General features: G+C 32.1%; 18 protein-coding genes. 11 read left to right on the plus strand and 7 right to left on the minus strand.

Translation table 11 applies throughout. The annotated features are described in order from the left end of the window. Positions 1-41 precede the first annotated feature (41 nt). From DKT72_RS10930 to DKT72_RS10955, 6 genes are all read left to right on the plus strand, one after another. On the plus strand, positions 42-1,466 hold the full coding sequence (locus DKT72_RS10930; RefSeq protein ID WP_111308776.1) for a lipopolysaccharide biosynthesis protein: 1,425 nt from the start codon (positions 42-44) through the stop codon (positions 1,464-1,466). Position 1,467: 1 nt separating this feature from the next. Next, complete coding sequence (gene dut, locus DKT72_RS10935; RefSeq protein ID WP_111308777.1) at positions 1,468-1,902, plus strand: dUTP diphosphatase; 435 nt, start codon at positions 1,468-1,470, stop codon at positions 1,900-1,902. Positions 1,903-2,004: 102 nt separating this feature from the next. After that, positions 2,005-3,024: a sugar phosphate nucleotidyltransferase gene (locus DKT72_RS10940; RefSeq protein ID WP_111308778.1), complete on the plus strand. Its 1,020-nt coding sequence runs from the start codon at positions 2,005-2,007 to the stop codon at positions 3,022-3,024. 41 nt (positions 3,025-3,065) lie between these two features. Beyond that, the gene (locus DKT72_RS10945; protein ID WP_111308779.1) at positions 3,066-4,427 is read left to right on the plus strand and encodes a tetratricopeptide repeat protein; all 1,362 of its coding nucleotides are present in this window, start codon (positions 3,066-3,068) and stop codon (positions 4,425-4,427) included. Positions 4,428-4,440: 13 nt separating this feature from the next. Then, entirely contained in the window at positions 4,441-5,217 is a 777-nt protein-coding gene (gene lolB1 / locus DKT72_RS10950) for a lipoprotein insertase outer membrane protein LolB1 (RefSeq protein ID WP_111308780.1), read from the plus strand. Further along, the gene (locus tag DKT72_RS10955; RefSeq protein ID WP_111308781.1) at positions 5,214-6,449 is read left to right on the plus strand and encodes a murein hydrolase activator EnvC family protein; all 1,236 of its coding nucleotides are present in this window, start codon (positions 5,214-5,216) and stop codon (positions 6,447-6,449) included. Before lolB1 ends, DKT72_RS10955 begins: the two co-directional genes overlap by 4 nt. Positions 6,450-6,525: 76 nt before the next feature. Here the strand turns inward: DKT72_RS10955 and DKT72_RS10960 are convergent, their stop codons facing one another. Together DKT72_RS10960 and DKT72_RS10965 are read right to left on the minus strand one after the other, a co-directional pair. Then, positions 6,526-7,041, minus strand: coding sequence for an acyl-CoA thioesterase (locus DKT72_RS10960; RefSeq protein ID WP_111308782.1), 516 nt, complete (start codon positions 7,039-7,041; stop codon positions 6,526-6,528). Between the two features lie 56 nt (positions 7,042-7,097). After that, positions 7,098-8,033, minus strand: a complete 936-nt coding sequence (locus DKT72_RS10965; RefSeq protein WP_111308783.1) for an HU domain-containing protein — start codon at positions 8,031-8,033, stop codon at positions 7,098-7,100. Positions 8,034-8,135: 102 nt separating this feature from the next. Here DKT72_RS10965 and dprA point away from each other — a divergent pair, with 102 nt between their 5' ends. Continuing rightward, positions 8,136-9,239 carry a DNA-processing protein DprA gene (dprA, locus tag DKT72_RS10970; RefSeq protein ID WP_111308784.1) on the plus strand — a complete coding sequence of 368 codons (1,104 nt, stop codon included), beginning with the start codon at positions 8,136-8,138 and terminating at the stop codon, positions 9,237-9,239. Between the two features lie 54 nt (positions 9,240-9,293). On the opposite strand, the gene trpS is transcribed toward dprA, so the two are convergent. Then, positions 9,294-10,262 (minus strand): tryptophan--tRNA ligase, encoded by a 969-nt coding sequence (gene trpS, locus DKT72_RS10975; RefSeq protein ID WP_111308843.1) that lies wholly within the window; start codon positions 10,260-10,262, stop codon positions 9,294-9,296. A gap of 124 nt (positions 10,263-10,386) precedes the next feature. Here trpS and DKT72_RS10980 point away from each other — a divergent pair, with 124 nt between their 5' ends. The 4 genes from DKT72_RS10980 (at position 10,387) to DKT72_RS10995 (ending at position 14,976) form a co-directional block, all read left to right on the plus strand. Next, a complete protein-coding gene (locus DKT72_RS10980) occupies positions 10,387-11,124 on the plus strand; it encodes a lysophospholipid acyltransferase family protein (RefSeq protein ID WP_111308785.1) in 738 nt (245 codons plus the stop codon). 192 nt (positions 11,125-11,316) lie between these two features. Next, entirely contained in the window at positions 11,317-13,080 is a 1,764-nt protein-coding gene (locus tag DKT72_RS10985) for a hypothetical protein (RefSeq protein ID WP_162623300.1), read from the plus strand. Between the two features lies 1 nt (position 13,081). After that, positions 13,082-13,615, plus strand: a complete 534-nt coding sequence (locus tag DKT72_RS10990; RefSeq protein ID WP_111308787.1) for a hypothetical protein — start codon at positions 13,082-13,084, stop codon at positions 13,613-13,615. A 113-nt stretch (positions 13,616-13,728) separates the two neighbouring features. After that, a complete protein-coding gene (locus DKT72_RS10995) occupies positions 13,729-14,976 on the plus strand; it encodes a WG repeat-containing protein (RefSeq protein WP_111308788.1) in 1,248 nt (415 codons plus the stop codon). Between the two features lie 167 nt (positions 14,977-15,143). On the opposite strand, the gene DKT72_RS11000 is transcribed toward DKT72_RS10995, so the two are convergent. From DKT72_RS11000 to recA, 4 genes are all read right to left on the minus strand, one after another. Then, on the minus strand, positions 15,144-16,721 hold the full coding sequence (locus DKT72_RS11000) for a hypothetical protein (protein ID WP_162623301.1): 1,578 nt from the start codon (positions 16,719-16,721) through the stop codon (positions 15,144-15,146). Next, positions 16,681-17,223, minus strand: a complete 543-nt coding sequence (locus DKT72_RS11005) for an RNA polymerase sigma factor (RefSeq protein WP_111308790.1) — start codon at positions 17,221-17,223, stop codon at positions 16,681-16,683. The genes DKT72_RS11000 and DKT72_RS11005 overlap by 41 nt, the downstream gene beginning before the upstream one ends. 33 nt (positions 17,224-17,256) lie before the next feature. Then, entirely contained in the window at positions 17,257-17,667 is a 411-nt protein-coding gene (locus DKT72_RS11010; protein WP_111308791.1) for a hypothetical protein, read from the minus strand. Positions 17,668-17,783: 116 nt separating this feature from the next. After that, positions 17,784-18,800, minus strand: a complete 1,017-nt coding sequence (gene recA, locus DKT72_RS11015; RefSeq protein ID WP_111308792.1) for a recombinase RecA — start codon at positions 18,798-18,800, stop codon at positions 17,784-17,786. Between the last annotated feature and the right edge of the window lie 201 nt (positions 18,801-19,001).

The raw sequence follows: 19,001 nt of genomic DNA on the forward strand, positions 1-19,001 counted from the left end.
GGGCTAAAAACGTATTTTTAGCAAGATAAATAAGCAATGCCTTGAGCGTATTAAAAAAGTTTTTTAAAGACACCATTATTTATGGTTTAGCGACTGTTTTACCTCGTCTAATGAACTTTATATTAGTTCCTCTACATACTGGTAATTTAGAAACGACTAGCTATTCTGATAATACCACTTTTTACGTATATGCCGCTTTTTTCAATGTTTTATTAACCTATGGAATGGAAACATCTTTTTTTAGGTTTTTTAATAAATCAAACGAAAAAGAAAAGGTTTTTTCTACCACATTTATAAGCTTAATTATAAGCACATTTATATTTTTAGTACTTGTTTTAACATTTACCCAACAACTTTCCTTATGGTTAAATATTTCGCCAAAATATTTTAAAATATTAGTCGGATTATTAGTCTTAGACACGATTGTGGTGGCTCCCTTTGCATATTTAAGAGCTACGGGTAGGCCGATTAAGTTTGCTGCTATTAAAATCGCTAATATTATAATTTATGTAATTCTTAATTATTTTTTCCTTTGGGCCATTCCAAAATTTAATATTGATTTTCCTGGTTATGATAAATCAGATTTAGTTCAATATATCTTTATAGCGAATTTAATAGCGAGTATAGTGACTTTTTTAATGCTAATTCCGTATTTCTTTAAAACTAAATTAGAGTTTAGTATAGGTGTTTTAAAACAACTATTGAACTATGGATGGCCAATAATGGTGGCTGGATTGGCATATGTTATTAACGAAAATTTTGATAAGTGGATACTTCCTTATTTACTTGGTAAGGACATAAACGGTGCTTATAGTGGGTGTTATAAAATTGCTATGTTCATGACCATTTTTATTCAAGCCTTTAGATTGGGTGCAGAGCCCTTTTTCTTTTCACATTCTAAAGAGATAAACGCCAAAGAAACATATGCTTTAATCATGAAGTATTTTGTAATAGTAGGGAGTTTTATGTTGGTTTTTATTATATCGTATTTAGACATATTTAAAATAGCATTAGTTAAAGACGAAAGTTATTGGCAAGCTATTACCATAGTGCCAATTGTATTAATTGCTAATTTATGCTTGGGAATTTATTTCAATTTAGGTATTTGGTATAAATTAACAGATAAAACAATATATGGTATGTATTTATCAATTGTTGGGGCTGTTATCACAATAATTTTTAATGTGATAATGATTGAAAAAATAGGGTTTATAGCTGCTGCTTGGGCGACTTTAGCTGCCTATGGAGTAATGATGATATTGTCATATGTAATTGGACAAAAGTATTATTGTGTTCCTTACGACCTTAAAAGTATATTAGGGTATCTAGTATTATCAATTGTATTATCTATTATCAGCCTAAACACAAACACCAATTATTATATTAATACCTTTATAGTTTTGTTATTTTTGGGACTAAGTGTTTTCTTCGAAAGAAACGAATTAAAGAAATTATTAAAACGATAAGATGCAAATAAAAATAATCAATAAATCCAATCATTCCTTACCAAATTACGAAACCATTGCGTCTGCTGGAATGGATTTAAGAGCCCATTTAACAGAGTCAATTATATTAAAACCATTAGAACGAACCATTGTAAAAACAGGTTTGTTTATTGAGTTGCCTATTGGTTTTGAAGCACAAGTGCGACCACGTAGCGGATTGGCAGCTAAAAAAGGAATTACCGTTTTAAATGCTCCAGGAACTGTTGATGCTGATTACAGAGGCGAAATTGGGGTTATTTTAGTGAATTTATCTAATGAAGATTTTATCATAGAAAACGGAGAGCGTATTGCTCAATTAGTGATTGCAAAACATGAACGCGCAGAATGGATTGAAGTAAAAGAATTATCTGAAACTTCTCGAGGTGAAGGGGGCTTTGGGAGTACGGGAGTTAAGTGATTGACGAATCCCTATTAACGATTTTTGATTGATAAAGGAAACAATTTGAATTTTGGAAAATAAATAAACATCGTAACAAATAAACGAATCAACTTTTAAAGTATGAAAATAATAGTGCCTATGGCAGGACGTGGTTCTCGTTTGAGACCGCATAGTATTACAGTTCCTAAACCATTAATTCCGGTGGCTGGACAACCTATTGTACACAGATTAGTAAAAGATATTGCCAAAGTTTTAAAACAACCTATTGAAGAAATTGCTTTTGTTTTAGGCGACCCTGCTTGGTTTGGAGAAGATGTTGTTGAAAGTTTAAAAAAATTAGCATTCGATTTAGGTGCTAAAGCGTCTATTTATCGTCAAGATCAACCATTAGGTACGGGGCACGCTATTATGTGTGCCAAACCATCATTATCAGGCCCTGCAGTTATCGCTTATGCAGATACGCTCATTAGGGCAGAATTTGATTTAGATCCAACTGCAGATAGTGTGATTTGGACAAAACAAGTGGATAATCCAGAAGCTTATGGCGTTGTTGAATTAAATGATAAACAAGAAATAATCGAATTGGTTGAAAAGCCTAAAAACTTTATTAGCGACCAAGCCGTTATAGGCATATATTATTTTAAAGATGTTGCCGTTTTAAAAGATAAACTACAAGACGTTTTAAATGAAAACGTTATGAACGGCGGCGAATATCAAATTAATGATGGTATTAAGCGTATGATGGCTGAAGGGAAAGTATTTAAAACAGGAACCGTAGATGAGTGGATGGATTGTGGCAACAAAGCCATCACTTTAGAAACCAACACTAAAATGTTAAGCTTTTTAAAAGCTGATGGTGAAGAGCAATTAATAGCGGCATCGGTTAAACTCGAAAATTCAAAAATCATCGAACCTTGTTTTATCGGAGACCATGTTGTTTTAAAAAACACGACTATAGGTCCTAATGTGTCTATAGGAGAAGGTTGTTTGGTAGAAAATTCAACTGTTAAAAATAGTTTAATACAAACATACACTACTATTAAAAATGCTAATTTAGACAGTGCCATGATTGGTAATCATGTGCAATACAATGGTAATTTTACAAGTGTTAGTATTGGCGATTATTCTATTTTGGAATAATATTTGTCCTGTCAACAAATGTGAAGCATATCACATATTTTATGAAACAAAACATCTACATAATTTTTTTAGTTTTCGGAGCATTATTGTTTCCGGTGTATAACTATTCCCAAGGAGATCTTAATAAAAAACCAACGGACGATTTAGGAGATGTAGATGATCAATTTCAAGAATACTTTTTTGAAGCTCTCAAGCAAAAAGGAATTGAAAATTATGAGAGATCTATTGACGCCCTCTTAAAATGTAAAACATTAGATAAATCGATTCCAGTAGTATATTACGAATTAGGTAAAAACTACAATAAGCTTAAAAATTTTGGCTCTGCTGAAGACGCTTTAAAAGAAGCCGTAGATAAAGACCCAAGCAACGAGTGGTATTTAGATGCACTATACCAATTTTATATAGAGCAAAATGATTATGATAAAGCCATTAAAACAGTAAAACAATTAGTAAAATATCATCCAGATTATAAAGAGGATTTAGCAGGTTTATATTTTAAAACCAAAGAATTTGATGAAGCTTTAAAAATTCTAGATGAATTAGATTCTGAATTTGGTATAACAATGTCTCGAGATATGATGAGAAATCGTATTTATGAGGTTACAGGCAGAAAAGACGATCAAATAAAAAATTTAGAAGCACGTATTGATAACAATCCAGATAAAGAGTCTAATTATATTGCTCTTATTTTTAGATATAGTGAAAATAATGAACAGGATAAAGCTTTTGAAACAGCGAAGGAATTACTAAAAATAAACCCAAACTCTCAAATAGTTCATTTGGCATTATATAAGTTTTATTTAGAACAAAACGATACTGAAAAAGCCATTGAGTCTATGAAAATTGTTGTTAGAAGCAACGAGATAAGACCAGAAGCGAAACTTAAAGTTTTAGCCGATTTTGTTGATTTTGTAAAAAACAATCCTGAATACGAGTCAGATTTAGTAGAAGCAACAAGCTTAATTGGCGACCAAAATACAGAAAAATCATTTTTAGAACTCGGTCAATATTATTTAGCGAAAAACGACAAAGCCAATGCTCTAAAATATTTTGAAGAAGCCTTAAAATTAGATCAAGATAATTTAAGTATTTTGAAAAATGTATTACTGCTTCATTTGGACTTGAAACAGTATAAAGAAGCCAATGAAAAAAGCAATAAAGCGATAGAAAAATTCCCTTCCCAACCTATTTGTTATTTAGTAAGTGGTGTGGCCTTAAATGAATTAAAAGAGCCTAAAAAAGCGGCTGAAGTATTAGAATCTGGATTAGAGTGGATTATAGATGACCACAAATTAGAAACAGATTTTTATAGCCAATTAAGTATAGCTTATACACTGTTAAACAATACGGCGAAAGCAAAATCGTTTAGTGATAAAGCCAAACAATTAGAAACTCAAAATTAAACATCCTAGTCATTTGAAAAAACGTACCCATATATTCGGTATTTTATTACTTACTCTTGTTTTTATTACAAGTTGTAAAACGACCAAGAGAATAGCATCCGGAGAAGCCAATTTAAGTTTATCTTCAAAGCAACTTATAAAAGAAAATGAGAGGCAATCACCAGATTTTAAAACCTTACAAGCGAAACTTAAAATCTCCTATACTTCAGATGATAACGAACAAACCCATTCAGTAACTTTCAGAATGAAAAAGGATGAGGTTATTTGGATAAACTCTGCGTTTTCAGTCATTAGAGCCATGATAACGCCCGAAAAAGTAAGTTTTTACAATAAATTAGATAACACTTATTTTGATGGAAATTATAAATATTTAAGCGATTTAATAGGGACAGAATTAGACTTTAAAAAACTTCAAAACTTATTGCTTGGAGAAGCTTTGTTTGGTTTAAAGAACGAAATTTATAATCTATCCGTTATAGATGAATTGTACGTGCTTCAACCAAAACAACAACCACAGCTTTTTGAAATATTTTATATATTAAGTCCATCACATTTTAAATTGAAGTCACAACAAATTTCTCAACCTAAGAAGTTCAGACATTTGCAAATTGATTATTTAACCTATCAAGAAGTCCACAAGCAGTCGCTTCCAGAAAATATTAAAATTATCGCAGTAGAAGCGAATAAAGAAATGATTGCAGAACTCGAATTCAAATCTGTATCTTTGAACGAAGATTTAAGGTTTCCCTTTTCTATTCCATCTGGTTTCGATGAAATAAAACTTAAATGATACACTATAAAAACATAATAAAATTACCTGTACTCCTTATCGCTTTATTGAGTAGTGTTTTTGTTTTTTCACAAAATAATAAACAAGCAGAACTGGAGGCCCGCCGACAAGAATTACGACGAGAAATTCAAAAAATAAGCCAGTTACAAGCCGAAAACAAATCGAAGCAAAAGTCGCAGTTGTCTCTTATTCAAGATTTTAATTATAAAATTAGTGTGATTAATAATTTGATAAAAGTTACCAATCAACAAACCAATTTATTAACGCGGGATATTAATAATAACCAAAAAAAAATCACGAATCTTCGTAACGAATTAAAAGGCTTGAAAGAAGATTATGCCGCTATGATTGTAAAATCATATAAAAGCAAAAATCAACAAAGTAGAATCATGTTTTTATTGTCTTCGGACGATTTTAAGCAAGCATACAAGCGGTTACAATACATTAAACAATATTCAAACCATCAAAAGGAGCAAGGAGAAGCGATAAAGGTTAAAACACAAGAACTTCAACAAGTAAATAAGAATTTATTAAACCAAAAGAAAAACAAGCAAGATTTAATAGCTGAAAATAGAGAACTTCAAAAAACCTTAGAGAAAGAACGATCAGACCATCAAGATTTAATGACCGCTATTAAGAAAAACATCAACTTATTTACTGCTCAAATTAGAGAAAAACAACGCGAAGCAGAGAGAATTGATCGAGAAATAGAAAATATTATTAAAGCAGCTATAGTAAGTTCTAATAAAAAAGCAGGAAATACAACAGCAACCAGTTCCACTAGCTTTGCATTAACAGCTGAAGAAAAAGTTCTAGCAGCAAGTTTTGTTTCTAATAAAGGCAAATTGCCCTGGCCGGTTGAAAAAGGCTATGTGACCCTTGGTTATGGAACGCAACCAAGCCCAATAGACAAGTCGGTAATGATACAAAGCAATGGTGTTCGTATTGCGACTGAAAAAGGCGCAAAAGCGAGGGCTGTATTTAATGGAGAAGTGTATAGAATCGTTTTTATTAAAAATGCCAACCCTTTTGTAATGATTCGCCACGGTAATTACTTTACTGCATATAAAAATCTTTCGAAAGTTTACGTTAAAGAAGGGGACAAGGTGACTACAAAACAGCCTATAGGCGAAGTTTTTACAAACTCAATTGATGGAGAAACCGTTTTAAGCTTCATTGTTTTTAAAGAGGCTAAAACTGAAAATCCAAATTCTTGGATTTATAAAATGTAGTTTCTGTCATAGCCTTCATCCGAATCTTCGATTTCCTGCAAAAAAACAGGAATCTTTCTTCTACTTTAATTTAAGATTAGCTATTCAAAAACAATGCCTTTAAAGCAATAGCATCATGAGGCTTCATTTTGCCTGCCAACACCAGGCTCAATTCTTTTCTTCGTAAGGCAGCTTCAAAACGCTTTTTTTCTAAATCTGTTTCTGGAATTAATTCTGGAACACTTAAAGGCCTTCCTGCTTCATCAACAGCAACAAAAGTATAAATCCCCTCGTTAGCTTTAGATTTCTCACCAGACTCCCTATCTTCAATCCAAACATCAATATAAACTTCCATAGACGTTTTAAAAGCGCGAGATACTTTGGCTTCAACAGTTACAACACTACCAAGAGGGATAGGTTTTGAAAAAGCAACATGATTAACCGAAGCTGTAACCACTATATGCCGACAATGTCTACTCGCGGAAATACTGGCCGCTCTGTCCATACGAGCGAGCAATTCGCCACCAAATAAGCTGTTTAAGGCGTTGGTTTCACCGGGTAAAACCACATCGGTAAGGGTTGTTTTTGAGTGTTCGGGAGTTTTTGCTTGCATTCAATAATTTTTGAAAAAGCAAAGTTACATATTAAGAAATAAAATTTAAGCTAAAACTAATCCAATTCTTTAACTTCTAACCAAGCATCTTGGTTGTTTTCTTTTTTAATGGTTCTTAATGCATTAAGTGCTTCTAGTCTATCTTCATAACTAGCATAAACCACCACGTGCAATCCATATTTGTTAACACCAATTTTTCGAGCATTATATCCTAAAGCTTTTAGTTGTTCAACTTTTTTATCTGAATTCTCTTCAACTCTAAAAGCACCAGCAACAATATGGTAATTTCCAGATTGTTTGGTAACGTTTAGTGTAATAGCCGGAAGCGTATTTAAGGTGAAAGTAGCCTGTTGAATTTTAGTATCTAATTGTTGAGCGGCTTTTTCTTGAGCTATTTCGTTATAAGTTTCAATGTCATTAACATAATAGTTTGAGGCAGCAAAACCACCAACAGTCAAAGCAATTAACGCAACGGCAGCATATTTTAAATAAGGTCTGGATTTACGTTTTTCTTGGGTAATTGTAATAGGAATAACTTTTTCTAAGTTTTCAACCTCTGTTTTGTATTCGTCTCTCGTGATAGCAGGAGAGACAAATTGAGATAGACCAAAGGCTTCTGTCAAGTAGTTTAAACGATAAGATGGTTGAAACAGAATTTTTCCTTCATTATTAAAGTTTAACTCACCAATATTATCAAAAGTAACAGTCTTTCCTTGTGTTAAGCTATCTTTTAAACTTTTTACGCGAGTTTCTATTTTTTGAATCGCAACTTCAAAAGGAATTTTTTCTACATCGGCAATATAATGAGCCAACAAGCCATCGTTTTTTTGAATTTGTTCATTAAATGATAACACTTTTTTTGGGGCATAAAAAGTGTTATTGGAGTCATCAATAAATGCTGTTACTCTCTGTGTTAAAAAAGCTCCAAATTCAGGAACAGTAACACATTCATATCTGTAAAGTAAATCGCTTATGTAGGTTTCTAATTGCATAAAACAAAGTTAAAAAATTATACTTGTAGATAAAATTTAGACGTAAGTATTTATTAACAGAATAAAAATTCTTTTATTTATGTTCAAATTCAAAACTTTACAGTGACCGAAACCGATTTGCTTTACAATTTAGCGTTACAACATGTACCGAATATTGGTGATATCATAGCGAAACGATTGATACATCATTGTGGTTCTGCTGAAATTGTTTTAAAGGAGAAAAAGCAAAATCTGCTTAAAATTGATGGTATTGGAAGTGTTATTGTAGGAGAATTATTTAAATCGTACCATTTAAAGGAAGCCGAAAAAGAGATTGATTTTATAAACAACAATAACATTCAAGTGTCTTATTTTAAAGATGAAGAATATCCAGAAAAACTAAAGCATTGTATTGATGGGCCTATTTTGTTATTTCAAGCGGGAGCAATTCATTTAAAAAAACAGAGAATAATTAGTATTGTTGGTTCAAGAAAAATTACCACTAGTGGCATGGCTTTTTGTGAAGATTTAGTTGAAAAACTAGCGATTTATAATCCAGTTATTGTTTCTGGATTCGCTTACGGTACAGATATTACAGCTCATAAAGCTGCTATTAAACACAATTTACAAACCATAGGCTGTTTGGCTCATGGGTTAAATCAAATTTATCCCAAAGTTCATAAAAAGTACATGGTAACCATGGAAAGAAATGGTGGATTTTTTACCGACTTTTGGAGTAGCGATACCTTTGATAAAAATAATTTTTTAAAGCGAAATAGAATTATTGCGGGGCTAAGCGAGGCTACTATTGTGATAGAATCTGCTGAAAAAGGAGGAAGCCTAGTAACTGCCGATATCGCTAATTCTTATAATAGGGATGTGTTTGCAGTTCCGGGAAGAACAACAGATATACAAAGTTCTGGTTGCAATAATTTAATAAAGTATCAAAAAGCACACATGCTCACTAACCCATTTGATGTGCCTTATATGTTGAATTGGCAGTTAGAAGAAGCCATAAAACCAACCGTTCAAAAACAATTGTTTGTTGAGTTAGACGATAGTGAAAAGTCGATTTACAATTACCTAAAAGAAAACAATAAGCAACAATTAGATGTGATTGCTATAGAATGTCAAATACCTATTTTTAAAGTTGCAAGCCTATTATTAAACATGGAACTTAAAGGGGTTGTCAGACCTTTACCAGGGAAATTGTTTGAGGTTGTTTAGGATTGTCATTGACTTCGTCGAATCTTCGATTTCCTGCGCAGGCGGAATAAAAAATTAATATCCTACTTTTTCTCTAACTCTTTTCAATACACTATCTGCAACCAATTTCGCTTTTTCAGCACCTACAGTTAATGCGGCATCAATCTCGTTGAGGTTATTCATGTAGTAATTATAACGTTCGCGTTGCACTGCAAATTTTTCAACAATTAATTCAAACAAAGCTTGTTTGGCATGACCATAACCATAATTGCCATTTTCGTAATTGGCTTTCATGGTTTTTATTTGCTCATCATGCGCTAATAATTTATATAAAGCAAAACAGTTGCAGGTTTTCCAATCTTTTGGTTCTTCGAGTGGTGTGCTATCGGTTTCGATCGACATGATTTTCTTGCGTAGTTTTTTATCATCTAAAAAAATATTGATGGTATTATCTCTACTTTTACTCATTTTTTCACCATCTGTACCAGGAATAAGCATGATGTTTTCTTCAATTTTTCCTTCTGGAAGAACAAAAACATCTCCCATTTTTGCATGAAAACGAGATGCCACATCGCGTGTCATTTCAATATGTTGCAATTGGTCTTTACCAACGGGAATAATTTCAGCATCATACAATAAAATATCGGCGGCCATAAGCATGGGATAGAAAAACAACCCAGAATTGACATCTTCCAATCTATCGGCTTTATCTTTGAAACCGTGAGCCAGTGTTAAACGCTGGTAAGGAAAAAAGCAACTTAAATACCAAGATAATTCGGTTACTTGTGGAATATCACTCTGTCTATAAAATACGGTTTTTTCAATGTCCAATCCAAAAGCTAACCAAGTAGCAGCTACCGAATAAGTGTTTTGTCTTAACATTTCGGCATCCTTAATCTGCGTTAAAGTATGTAAATTGGCAATAAATAAAAACGAATCATTTTCAGGATTGTTCGCCATGTCTATTGCTGGTAAAATTGCGCCTAAAATGTTTCCTAAATGCGGTGTGCCCGTACTTTGTATGCCAGTAAGTATTCTTGCCATAATATTTCTTGCCTTTTCAGCTCTGCTCAAGATAAACTTCAGCAGGAATCTTTTAATTAAACTAAAAAGCAAAGGTAATTGTTTTAGTAAAATAGCTCGATACAATTGTGTATTTTTGATTTGCATGAAAATTTTTAAATATATCTTTTGGCTATTGTACCGTATTTGGTTTTATATACTAGTAGCGAGCCCCATATTCATTGCTTTTCCGATTCTTTTTATTTCTATTTTAAAAGAATCTTGGTATCCATTCTTTTTTAGAATAGCTCGAATTTGGGCAAAAATTATTTTAATTGGTATGGGCTTTCACTGGCTTATTAAAAGCGAACAGACCCCGGAAAAACATAAAAGTTATATGTTTATTGCTAACCATACATCTATGACTGACATTATGCTCATGTTGGTTGTCATAAAAAATCCATTTGTGTTTGTTGGTAAAGCGGAATTAGCTAAAATCCCATTATTTGGTTTTTTCTATAAGCGTACTTGTATTTTAGTCGATAGAACGTCTGAAAAAAGCAGAAAGGCTGTTTTTTTAAGAGCACAGCGGCGATTGAAATCCGGATTGAGCATTTGTATTTTTCCTGAAGGCGGTGTGCCGGATGAACATGTAGAATTGGATGACTTTAAAGATGGTGCTTTTAGGTTGGCCATTAATCATAAAATACCCATCGTACCATTAACGTTTCCTGATAACAAACAACGGTTTCCTTTTTCTTTTTTTAGTGGAAGCCCAGGCAGGATGCGTGTTAAAGTCCATGAATTTTTACCAACGGAAGGATTGGACATTAAAGACACGAAAGAGTTAAATAATAAAGCTAGACATATTATTTTAAACCAATTAAAGATTTTTAGTCTTTAAAATTTATTATAGACGCCACCCATTACGGTTTTCCCACAACCATAATTATGCTTTTTTGATGAATTACATAAATTGAGACAATTTTTGTGTAAGAAAATAAAATATTGTTTTTAAGTTTACGGTATAGCAATCCCCTCTCTAAATTATTAATAGCATAAAGATTTAAATAACCAACCCACATAATTTATGCTCATGAAATTAATTCAAAAAACCCATTCAAAACGGGGCGCCTACATTTTGGTGGCGTTCATAATGCTTTTTAGCTGTAACAAAGATATTCTTGAAAATACGGTAAGAGAAGAGGCAAAAGTTCACGGAACGGGAACAACCGTCGGCTATGTTACCGAATCGGATGTGCCCGAAGTGATAGATGCCATAACCGCTTTCACGGGCATTTCATCATTAAGCAAGACATCTTCCAATAAAGGGATTAATTATAAAAAGTCCTATATAGATATAAAGCGAATCTTAAAAGCCAAGAACAAAGAGTCCATTACAAACTATTCTTTTAGCATAACGGTAGAACATGCCCCATTGAACGAGTTTTACAATTTGATAGTAAATGAGGACGCGAAAGGGAAATTAAGGTCGCCCTATGTCATTAAATATGTTGTGGACGATGATGCATTGGATGCATTTTTAATGAACGATAAAGACTTCCGTTATTTTAAGGGAAAACAGTACATAATGTCCTTTAATGCGTTTTTTAAGGACTCCAGTGGGATATTAAGCAAAAGCAGTTCAACAACAAGTGACTGTGTACAAGAAACGGGAATTGACAATACGGGCAATGGCGGTAATGGGGATTTTTATGACATACCTAATGACCATCCATTAAAAACAGACCCCAATGCCTATGATTATGCACCATATGAATATGGGGAAAGTTATAGGCTTGACTTTAATACCTATGGTGGCACAGCCGGCAGCACATCATACCAAGATACCGTGAGGGATGAGCAATTTCCTGTAAATGCATTAACAAGCCAAGGTTATTCACAATACGCGGTCAACGTGTCTATCTCATCATCTACCTCAATAACTGGAGTCTCAATTACCGGCTACTATAATTCACAAGGAAGCCTTATTAGTCTTACAGTTACCACATTTTTTGGCGGTGGCGGTTCTTCAACAAGGATTATGACATTTATTGCATGGGAGCCGGATGACCATTTGGACAAACAATCCAGTACCTCTAAATCACAAATAGACTGTGCGGAAATAGAGGGAGAAATAGGCGTTAACGTTGGGGATTTGAGTGTAAGTATATTGGGCAGGTTGGGCATAAGCTTAAGGTCATCAGAATCTGTATGGTTAAATACAGAAGCGACCCTATACCAAATATTGAGCATAGACAATTATTTAACTGCCAATGCAGACGCTCAGGGAAATGTTGCTCCTGAAGCTAAAGCATTTGGTAATGAAATCGTTGATTCTGGAGTAGACAACACTTTAGTTACTGCTTTTCCTTTTGTAAAATATCCTCCAAATAGTAATTATGCAACTCAATATCCTAAACTTACAGAATATCTAAAAAATCAGTTGCCAACTATAAACGGCAATAGCACTATTATAAATGCAATTAAAAAATACACAAATCTAACAACCACTGAAATTGAAGATCATCTAAAATGGGGAAATGGACCAACTATAAGAATAGAACAACTGGGTTCTCCATATGGTAAATTCAAAAAAAGCACTGATCCAAATAGCTTATATTTAGACATTGATTTAGTAAATCAATTAGAAAATACAACACCAAATTCAAATTTAGCGAATGCATTTGCATTTCTAATTGGCGTAACTATTTTGCACGAGTATGTTCATTATGGTGACTATAATTATAATGGTGACGCATGGCAATATCCACAGGAGGAAGGTCTGTTATTTGAAAATGATGTTTACGGACAAAGCGTTTGGATTAGTAACGCAGAAATTATTTTAAAAAACAACTAAAATGAAATATCTAATCATAGTTTTTGCTCTCCTTTATTCTTGTAAAAAGGCAGATAGTGATAGAGTAAAATCAAAAATTGACACTCAACCTAAAATTCATTTTTATGAATTCATTTTTGATGAGTTAAAAAAAATTGATACTAATCAATTTTATATCACTTATGAAATCATCAATGATTATACACCTAGCTTAGAAATTAAACAGGCTTTAGTAAAAAATAAGGTAATTATAGAGTCAGAAGCGGATAAGCTTTCGGATAAGTTTATTAATACGGATTATAGTTTAGAATTATCTTCTAAAACAGAAAGTATATTAAATTCTTCAAAAATTATGCATTCTAAAAAAACTGAACTTAATTATACATTCTCTAAGCCTTATCAAATTGATGAAAATAAAATATTAATATTGAATTCAGTTAAATATCGAGACCAATTATCTCAAGATGTAAAAGGTGGTTCAGAAAGAGCTATTATATTCATTAAAGAAAATAACAATTGGAAAATAAAACAAATAGAAACTTTGAATGAAATATGACCATAAGTAACGGATTTAAAATAAATATCAAGGAATATGAATAATCTCTGCTGGAGGCAGTAGTGGGTGTGTTATTTTAAACCAAAGTAAGCTCAACAAAAAAATAAATTAAAATGAAAAACAAATTATTACTATTAATTATAATACTTATCTCGTCAAATTTTTCTTTTTCACAAAATGAAATAAAACCAGACATTAATACGATGTCTTTTCTTGGGAGAGTGCCTCAAAAAACAGAAAGTAATTCTTTATCTGAAAACTTATTAAGAATATTATACTACGATATTCAACCTGAAAATTATCCAAAAATTGGGTATATGAATAAAAAAGGGGAAATAATTATTAAACCAAAATATAACATGGGTTCTGATTTTTACGATAATTATGCCAACATTATCAAGGACTCTATTTATGGTTACGTTAATAAAAATGGAGATGAAGTTTTACTGGATAATTATGATGATGTCTTCTTTTATTATGGGAATACAGGTATTGCTACAAAGAATGGAAAATATGGATTAATCAATCGGAAAGGCGATTCATTGACTAGTTTTAAATATACAATGGTTAGTAATTTTGGATTCAATCATTTTGAATGTCAAATAGAAAACAAAGGAAGTCACATATTAGATTCAGATGGAAAAATCCTTTTTAATAAAGATTTAAATTATGACATAAAAAGCCACTACTTCGATAAAGATTCAATTATTATCTACCAAGAAGTAATAAAGGGAAAAAAACTAAAAGGACTTGTGAATATCAAAGGAAAGAATATAATTATTCCTAAATATGAAGAAATATATTTTGTTAATGACGATGAACTTTATGCTGTAAAAAATGATAAAAAATTCGGTTTTATAAATAAATCTGGGGAAGAAGTAATCCCTGCTATTTATGATGAAGTAGGCTTTAATATAAATGAAAATTTAATCCCGGTACTTAAAGATGGGAAATGGGGTTTCATCAATAGAAAAAATGAAACAAAAATATCATTTGAATATGATGAAGCTTATGCGTTTTTGGAACAATTAGCTTTCGTCAAAAAAGGAGATTTTTATGGATGTATTGATACAAAGAATAGAATCAAAGTAAAATTCAACATGGAGAAAACTGGCTATCCATTTTTCACTAATAGATTAGCTTTATTTAAAGCAAATGGGAAATATGGATTTATTAATAAAAAAGGGAATATTAAAATTCCAGCTATTTATGAGGAAGCATTACCTTTTACAAACGGTTTAGCGTATGTAGAAATGAATGGAAAAGTTGGATATATTGACAATAAGGGAAAAGAGATAATTCCCATAAAATACAAACAACTTTGGTTTGAAAGTAATGGAATTATAAGATTTGCTGAATAGAAAAAAACATTCAGCTAAAATATCCTAAGATGCTTTAAGTGCCAGATATATTTTAAGCCAATTGGCAACTGTTCAAAAAATAAAAACTGCCCCGGGGAGAGGCAGTTTTTTTTCGATATTGTTTTCTATAGGGAGATAGAAAACAATATCCAGATCTAACCAAAAACCTAAAACTTAATTCCGAATCCGGTATATACCCCAATAAAATAAGGTTTAAAATCACCAGATGTATCATTGAATGTGTTGATTTGATATTTAAACATAGGCTCTAAATTCAAATTTATTTTTTTAGAAACCTTATAGTCTAAACCAAAACCAAAATTGGCACTATAACTGGTTTTATTAATGTTGCTTGCTTCTCCAAGACGTGTTTTGTTTCCTTCAAAATCTGAAGACAATTCATTGTCACTTAAAAAGAATGAGCTAAAACCACCTATAACATTTACGCCTAATTTTTTATCAGACAACAGATATTTAATTTCTAATGGGATTTCAATAAAACTTAATGATTGATTGATTGATGTGCTTATACCTGTAGTTGTCGCGAACGATAGAGAGCTTTTATTAGCAAAATTTTGAGTGCTTAAAACAGTGACATCACTGGCGGTATTATTTATTTCAGGTTTTACATTTTTTAAAACACTAATACTTGAGCGACCGTTAAGTGATTGAACCAGTACCACATCATTTGTATTATAACCTAAATTTACTTTATTAACTCCCGAACGAATACTTATCTTATTATTTATAGCGTAACTGGCACTGATACCATAACTCATATTGGTTTCAGAACTCTTAGAATTATTATTAAACTGAGGATCAATGGAAGAGCCTTTACCCAAACTGTTGAAAAAAACAGGCGCAGCGTTTGGGGTAACACTCCACCTATTTAAATTCACTTTTTCTTCTTCATCATTATTTTTGGCTATTTCTATGGCTTCTTCAATAGTAAGCTTATTTTGTTCTTTTTCGTTTGTTTTTGCTTTGTCCGTTTGAATTATTTCAGCATCAGCAATGTTTGATTCTTTATTGGTTTTAAACAGATTGTCAATTTTAGTTTTGTCTACTTCAGCGGTATTAGTCTCAGATGGCTTATTTGTCTTTTCTTCTGAAGTGTTTGCGATTTCAATGGTGCTTTCTGCATTGTTTTTTGTTCTAGACAAGTTATTGTTGTTGCTTGATTTTTTATTGGATCTACTACTTGAAGAATCATCTGTTGTTTTGCCATCATTTTTTGATGCATTATCTGCCACGGATGATACATTTGATGGATTCAATACTTTTTGATTTCTATTGATTATTCTGTTATCATGAGTCGACTTATTTGAATCCGTTTCAGAAGTATTATTACTGGTAATGGTTTCTGTGTTTCTTATGATGTTATTATTGCTTGGATTGTTATAATCTCCAGTTGTATTTACACTATCTATTTGATTCAAATCCGTGTTTTCATCAGTGTCTACCACTTGATGTTGGTATTTATCCGTAGGTAAATCATCATTAAAATAACCATTGCCAATAGTTAACAATAACAACAATAGAGCAGCAACGCCAGCATAACGCCACCAAATAGGGATAACCCTACGTTTCTTTTTCTCTTTTAATTGGGCTTCAATACGTTTCCAAACAGCGTCGTTAGGAGCTTCTTCAAAATCCTTGAAGGCTTCCTGAAACAATCTGTCTATATGTTTATTATCACTCATTCTATAATGACTGTAAATGTTGTTGTGTTCTATAATTTTCAATGGTTTGCTTCAAAGTCTGTCTAGCTCTTGATAAATTCGATTTTGAAGTTCCTATGTTAATTTTTAGCATCTCAGCTATCTCATTATGAGAATAACCATCCAGCACATACAAATTAAAAACAAGTCTATATCTGTCTGGTAATTCTTGGATAATCTTTAAAAGATAATTTAGGGAGATGTTATCTTCGTCTATTTCCAATTCAACGTCTTCCGTTATATTATCATTTATAATCTCAAAAACCTTTTCATTTCTATAACGTTGTAAGGCGGTGTTAATCGTAATTCGTTTCAACCAACCTTCAAAAGAGCCTTTGTTTTTATATTGATCAATTTTATTGAAAATAGTTAAAAAAGCATCTTGCAAATTATCTTCCGCTTCGGCATAGTTGCGCGAATACTTCAAGCATATGGGGAACAATTTACTCGCATAGAGTTTATAGAGGTCTCCTTGTGCTTTGGTATCATTAATTTTACAATTTTCTATGAGTTGATTTAAACTCAAATTAAACTCAGATTAATTAATGTTTAAGTTAGTTTATTCAGTCACGGGTACTTCTATGGTTAAATATTGGTCTACACCATCAGCATCTTCACCTTGCCAAAATTTAAAAATATAACTCCCATTGCTGGTTACATGAAAATTAAAAGAGGCTTCCACCAATTCATTCTCTAAATCTTCACAGTCACTTTTTAAAAATTTATAATCAATAACAGCAACTGTACGGATATTATTTTCTTTGTCATAATAAAATTCTCTAAATGAATGACAGGTAGAGGGTTTAAAATAACTAACCGTAATGGGATATGTTTCTCCAATGGTAAATGAATCTGGGATATCAACGCTTTCAATAGGCAATATTTCTAAATTGAAATCATCGCGATCATTGTCTAAACTACAAGACCCCATTAAAATTAATATAAAACTAAGAATTAAAAATTTTTTCATAACAAATAAAAGATTTGGAATTTATAATAGCTTTTATTGCTAGATGCATAAAAAGTTAAAAGGTTGCGTTATGAAATAAAAAAATCCCGAGAAGTTTCGGGATTTAAAAAATTAATTTAATCTTCTGAAGAAGATGCCGCCTTGGCTATTTTTCTAACCTTGGCTTCAAGTTCGTCCATAAGTTCTGGATTGTCTTTTATAAGTGCTTTTACAGCATCTCTACCTTGTCCTAATTTAGTGTCTTCATAACTAAACCAAGAACCACTTTTTTTAATGATTTCATTGTCTACAGCAATATCCAGTATTTCCCCAACTTTAGAGATGCCTTCGCCATACATGATATCAAATTCAGCTGTTTTAAAAGGAGGTGCTACTTTGTTTTTTACAACCTTAACTCGCGTTTTATTTCCAGTAACATTACCATCAGTTTCTTTTATTTGTGTGGAGCGACGAATATCCAATCTCACAGACGCATAAAACTTAAGCGCATTACCTCCCGTTGTGGTTTCAGGATTTCCAAACATCACGCCAATTTTTTCACGCAATTGGTTAATAAAAATAACCGTACAATTGGTTTTGCTAATAGAACCTGTTAATTTTCTTAAGGCTTGAGACATTAAACGTGCATGTAATCCCATTTTAGAATCGCCCATTTCACCTTCAATTTCACTTTTTGGCGTTAATGCAGCAACAGAATCTATAACCACAATATCGATAGCACCAGAGCGGATTAAATTATCGGCAATTTCTAAAGCTTGTTCACCGTTATCTGGTTGAGAAATAATTAAATTGTCAATATCTACACCCAATTTTTGTGCATAAAACCTATCAAAGGCGTGTTCTGCATCAATAAAAGCAGCAATACCGCCAGCTTTTTGGGCTTCAGCAATGGCATGCAATGTCAATGTTGTTTTTCCAGAAGATTCTGGTCCGTAAATTTCAATAACACGACCACGAGGGTATCCACCAACGCCTAAAGCAATATCTAAGCCTAGAGAACCAGATGAAATGGCTTCAACATCTACTACCGCAGAATCACTCATTTTCATGACCGTTCCTTTTCCGTATGCTTTATCTAATTTATCTAATGTAAGTTTAAGCGCTTTTAATTTTGCTTCTTTTTCGTTGCTCATTTTATTTTTATTTTCTGAAGTAATGGATGCTAAAATAGTATAAGTTTTTTCATCTTACAATTTTATCACGCAACCTTTATGAACATTTTGCATCTACTAATTAAAGTGGGGAAATTTTTGCTATGAAATGATTCCATAATTGAAATTAATTAACGCTTAGGTGTTTCTTTTACCGTGATTTTAACAGTAAGTGTTAATTCG

It is taken from the genome of Confluentibacter sediminis (assembly GCF_003258355.1).
Lineage (GTDB): Bacteria > Bacteroidota > Bacteroidia > Flavobacteriales > Flavobacteriaceae > Confluentibacter > Confluentibacter sediminis.

What these genes read in the sequence shown, in the direction of transcription:
- recA (WP_111308792.1), bottom strand. Translation starts at nt 18,800, where the DNA reads ATGAGCAACGAAAAAGAAGCAAAATTAAAAGCGCTTAAACTTACATTA.
- DKT72_RS10945 (WP_111308779.1), top strand. Translation starts at nt 3,066, where the DNA reads ATGAAACAAAACATCTACATAATTTTTTTAGTTTTCGGAGCATTATTG.
- DKT72_RS11010 (WP_111308791.1), bottom strand. Translation starts at nt 17,667, where the DNA reads ATGAAAAAATTTTTAATTCTTAGTTTTATATTAATTTTAATGGGGTCT.
- DKT72_RS10940 (WP_111308778.1), top strand. Translation starts at nt 2,005, where the DNA reads ATGAAAATAATAGTGCCTATGGCAGGACGTGGTTCTCGTTTGAGACCG.
- dut (WP_111308777.1), top strand. Translation starts at nt 1,468, where the DNA reads ATGCAAATAAAAATAATCAATAAATCCAATCATTCCTTACCAAATTAC.
- trpS (WP_111308843.1), bottom strand. Translation starts at nt 10,262, where the DNA reads ATGGCAAGAATACTTACTGGCATACAAAGTACGGGCACACCGCATTTA.
- DKT72_RS10990 (WP_111308787.1), top strand. Translation starts at nt 13,082, where the DNA reads ATGAAATATCTAATCATAGTTTTTGCTCTCCTTTATTCTTGTAAAAAG.
- DKT72_RS10995 (WP_111308788.1), top strand. Translation starts at nt 13,729, where the DNA reads ATGAAAAACAAATTATTACTATTAATTATAATACTTATCTCGTCAAAT.
- DKT72_RS10960 (WP_111308782.1), bottom strand. Translation starts at nt 7,041, where the DNA reads ATGCAAGCAAAAACTCCCGAACACTCAAAAACAACCCTTACCGATGTG.
- DKT72_RS10980 (WP_111308785.1), top strand. Translation starts at nt 10,387, where the DNA reads ATGAAAATTTTTAAATATATCTTTTGGCTATTGTACCGTATTTGGTTT.
- DKT72_RS10955 (WP_111308781.1), top strand. Translation starts at nt 5,214, where the DNA reads ATGATACACTATAAAAACATAATAAAATTACCTGTACTCCTTATCGCT.
- DKT72_RS10965 (WP_111308783.1), bottom strand. Translation starts at nt 8,033, where the DNA reads ATGCAATTAGAAACCTACATAAGCGATTTACTTTACAGATATGAATGT.
- DKT72_RS10985 (WP_162623300.1), top strand. Translation starts at nt 11,317, where the DNA reads ATGAAATTAATTCAAAAAACCCATTCAAAACGGGGCGCCTACATTTTG.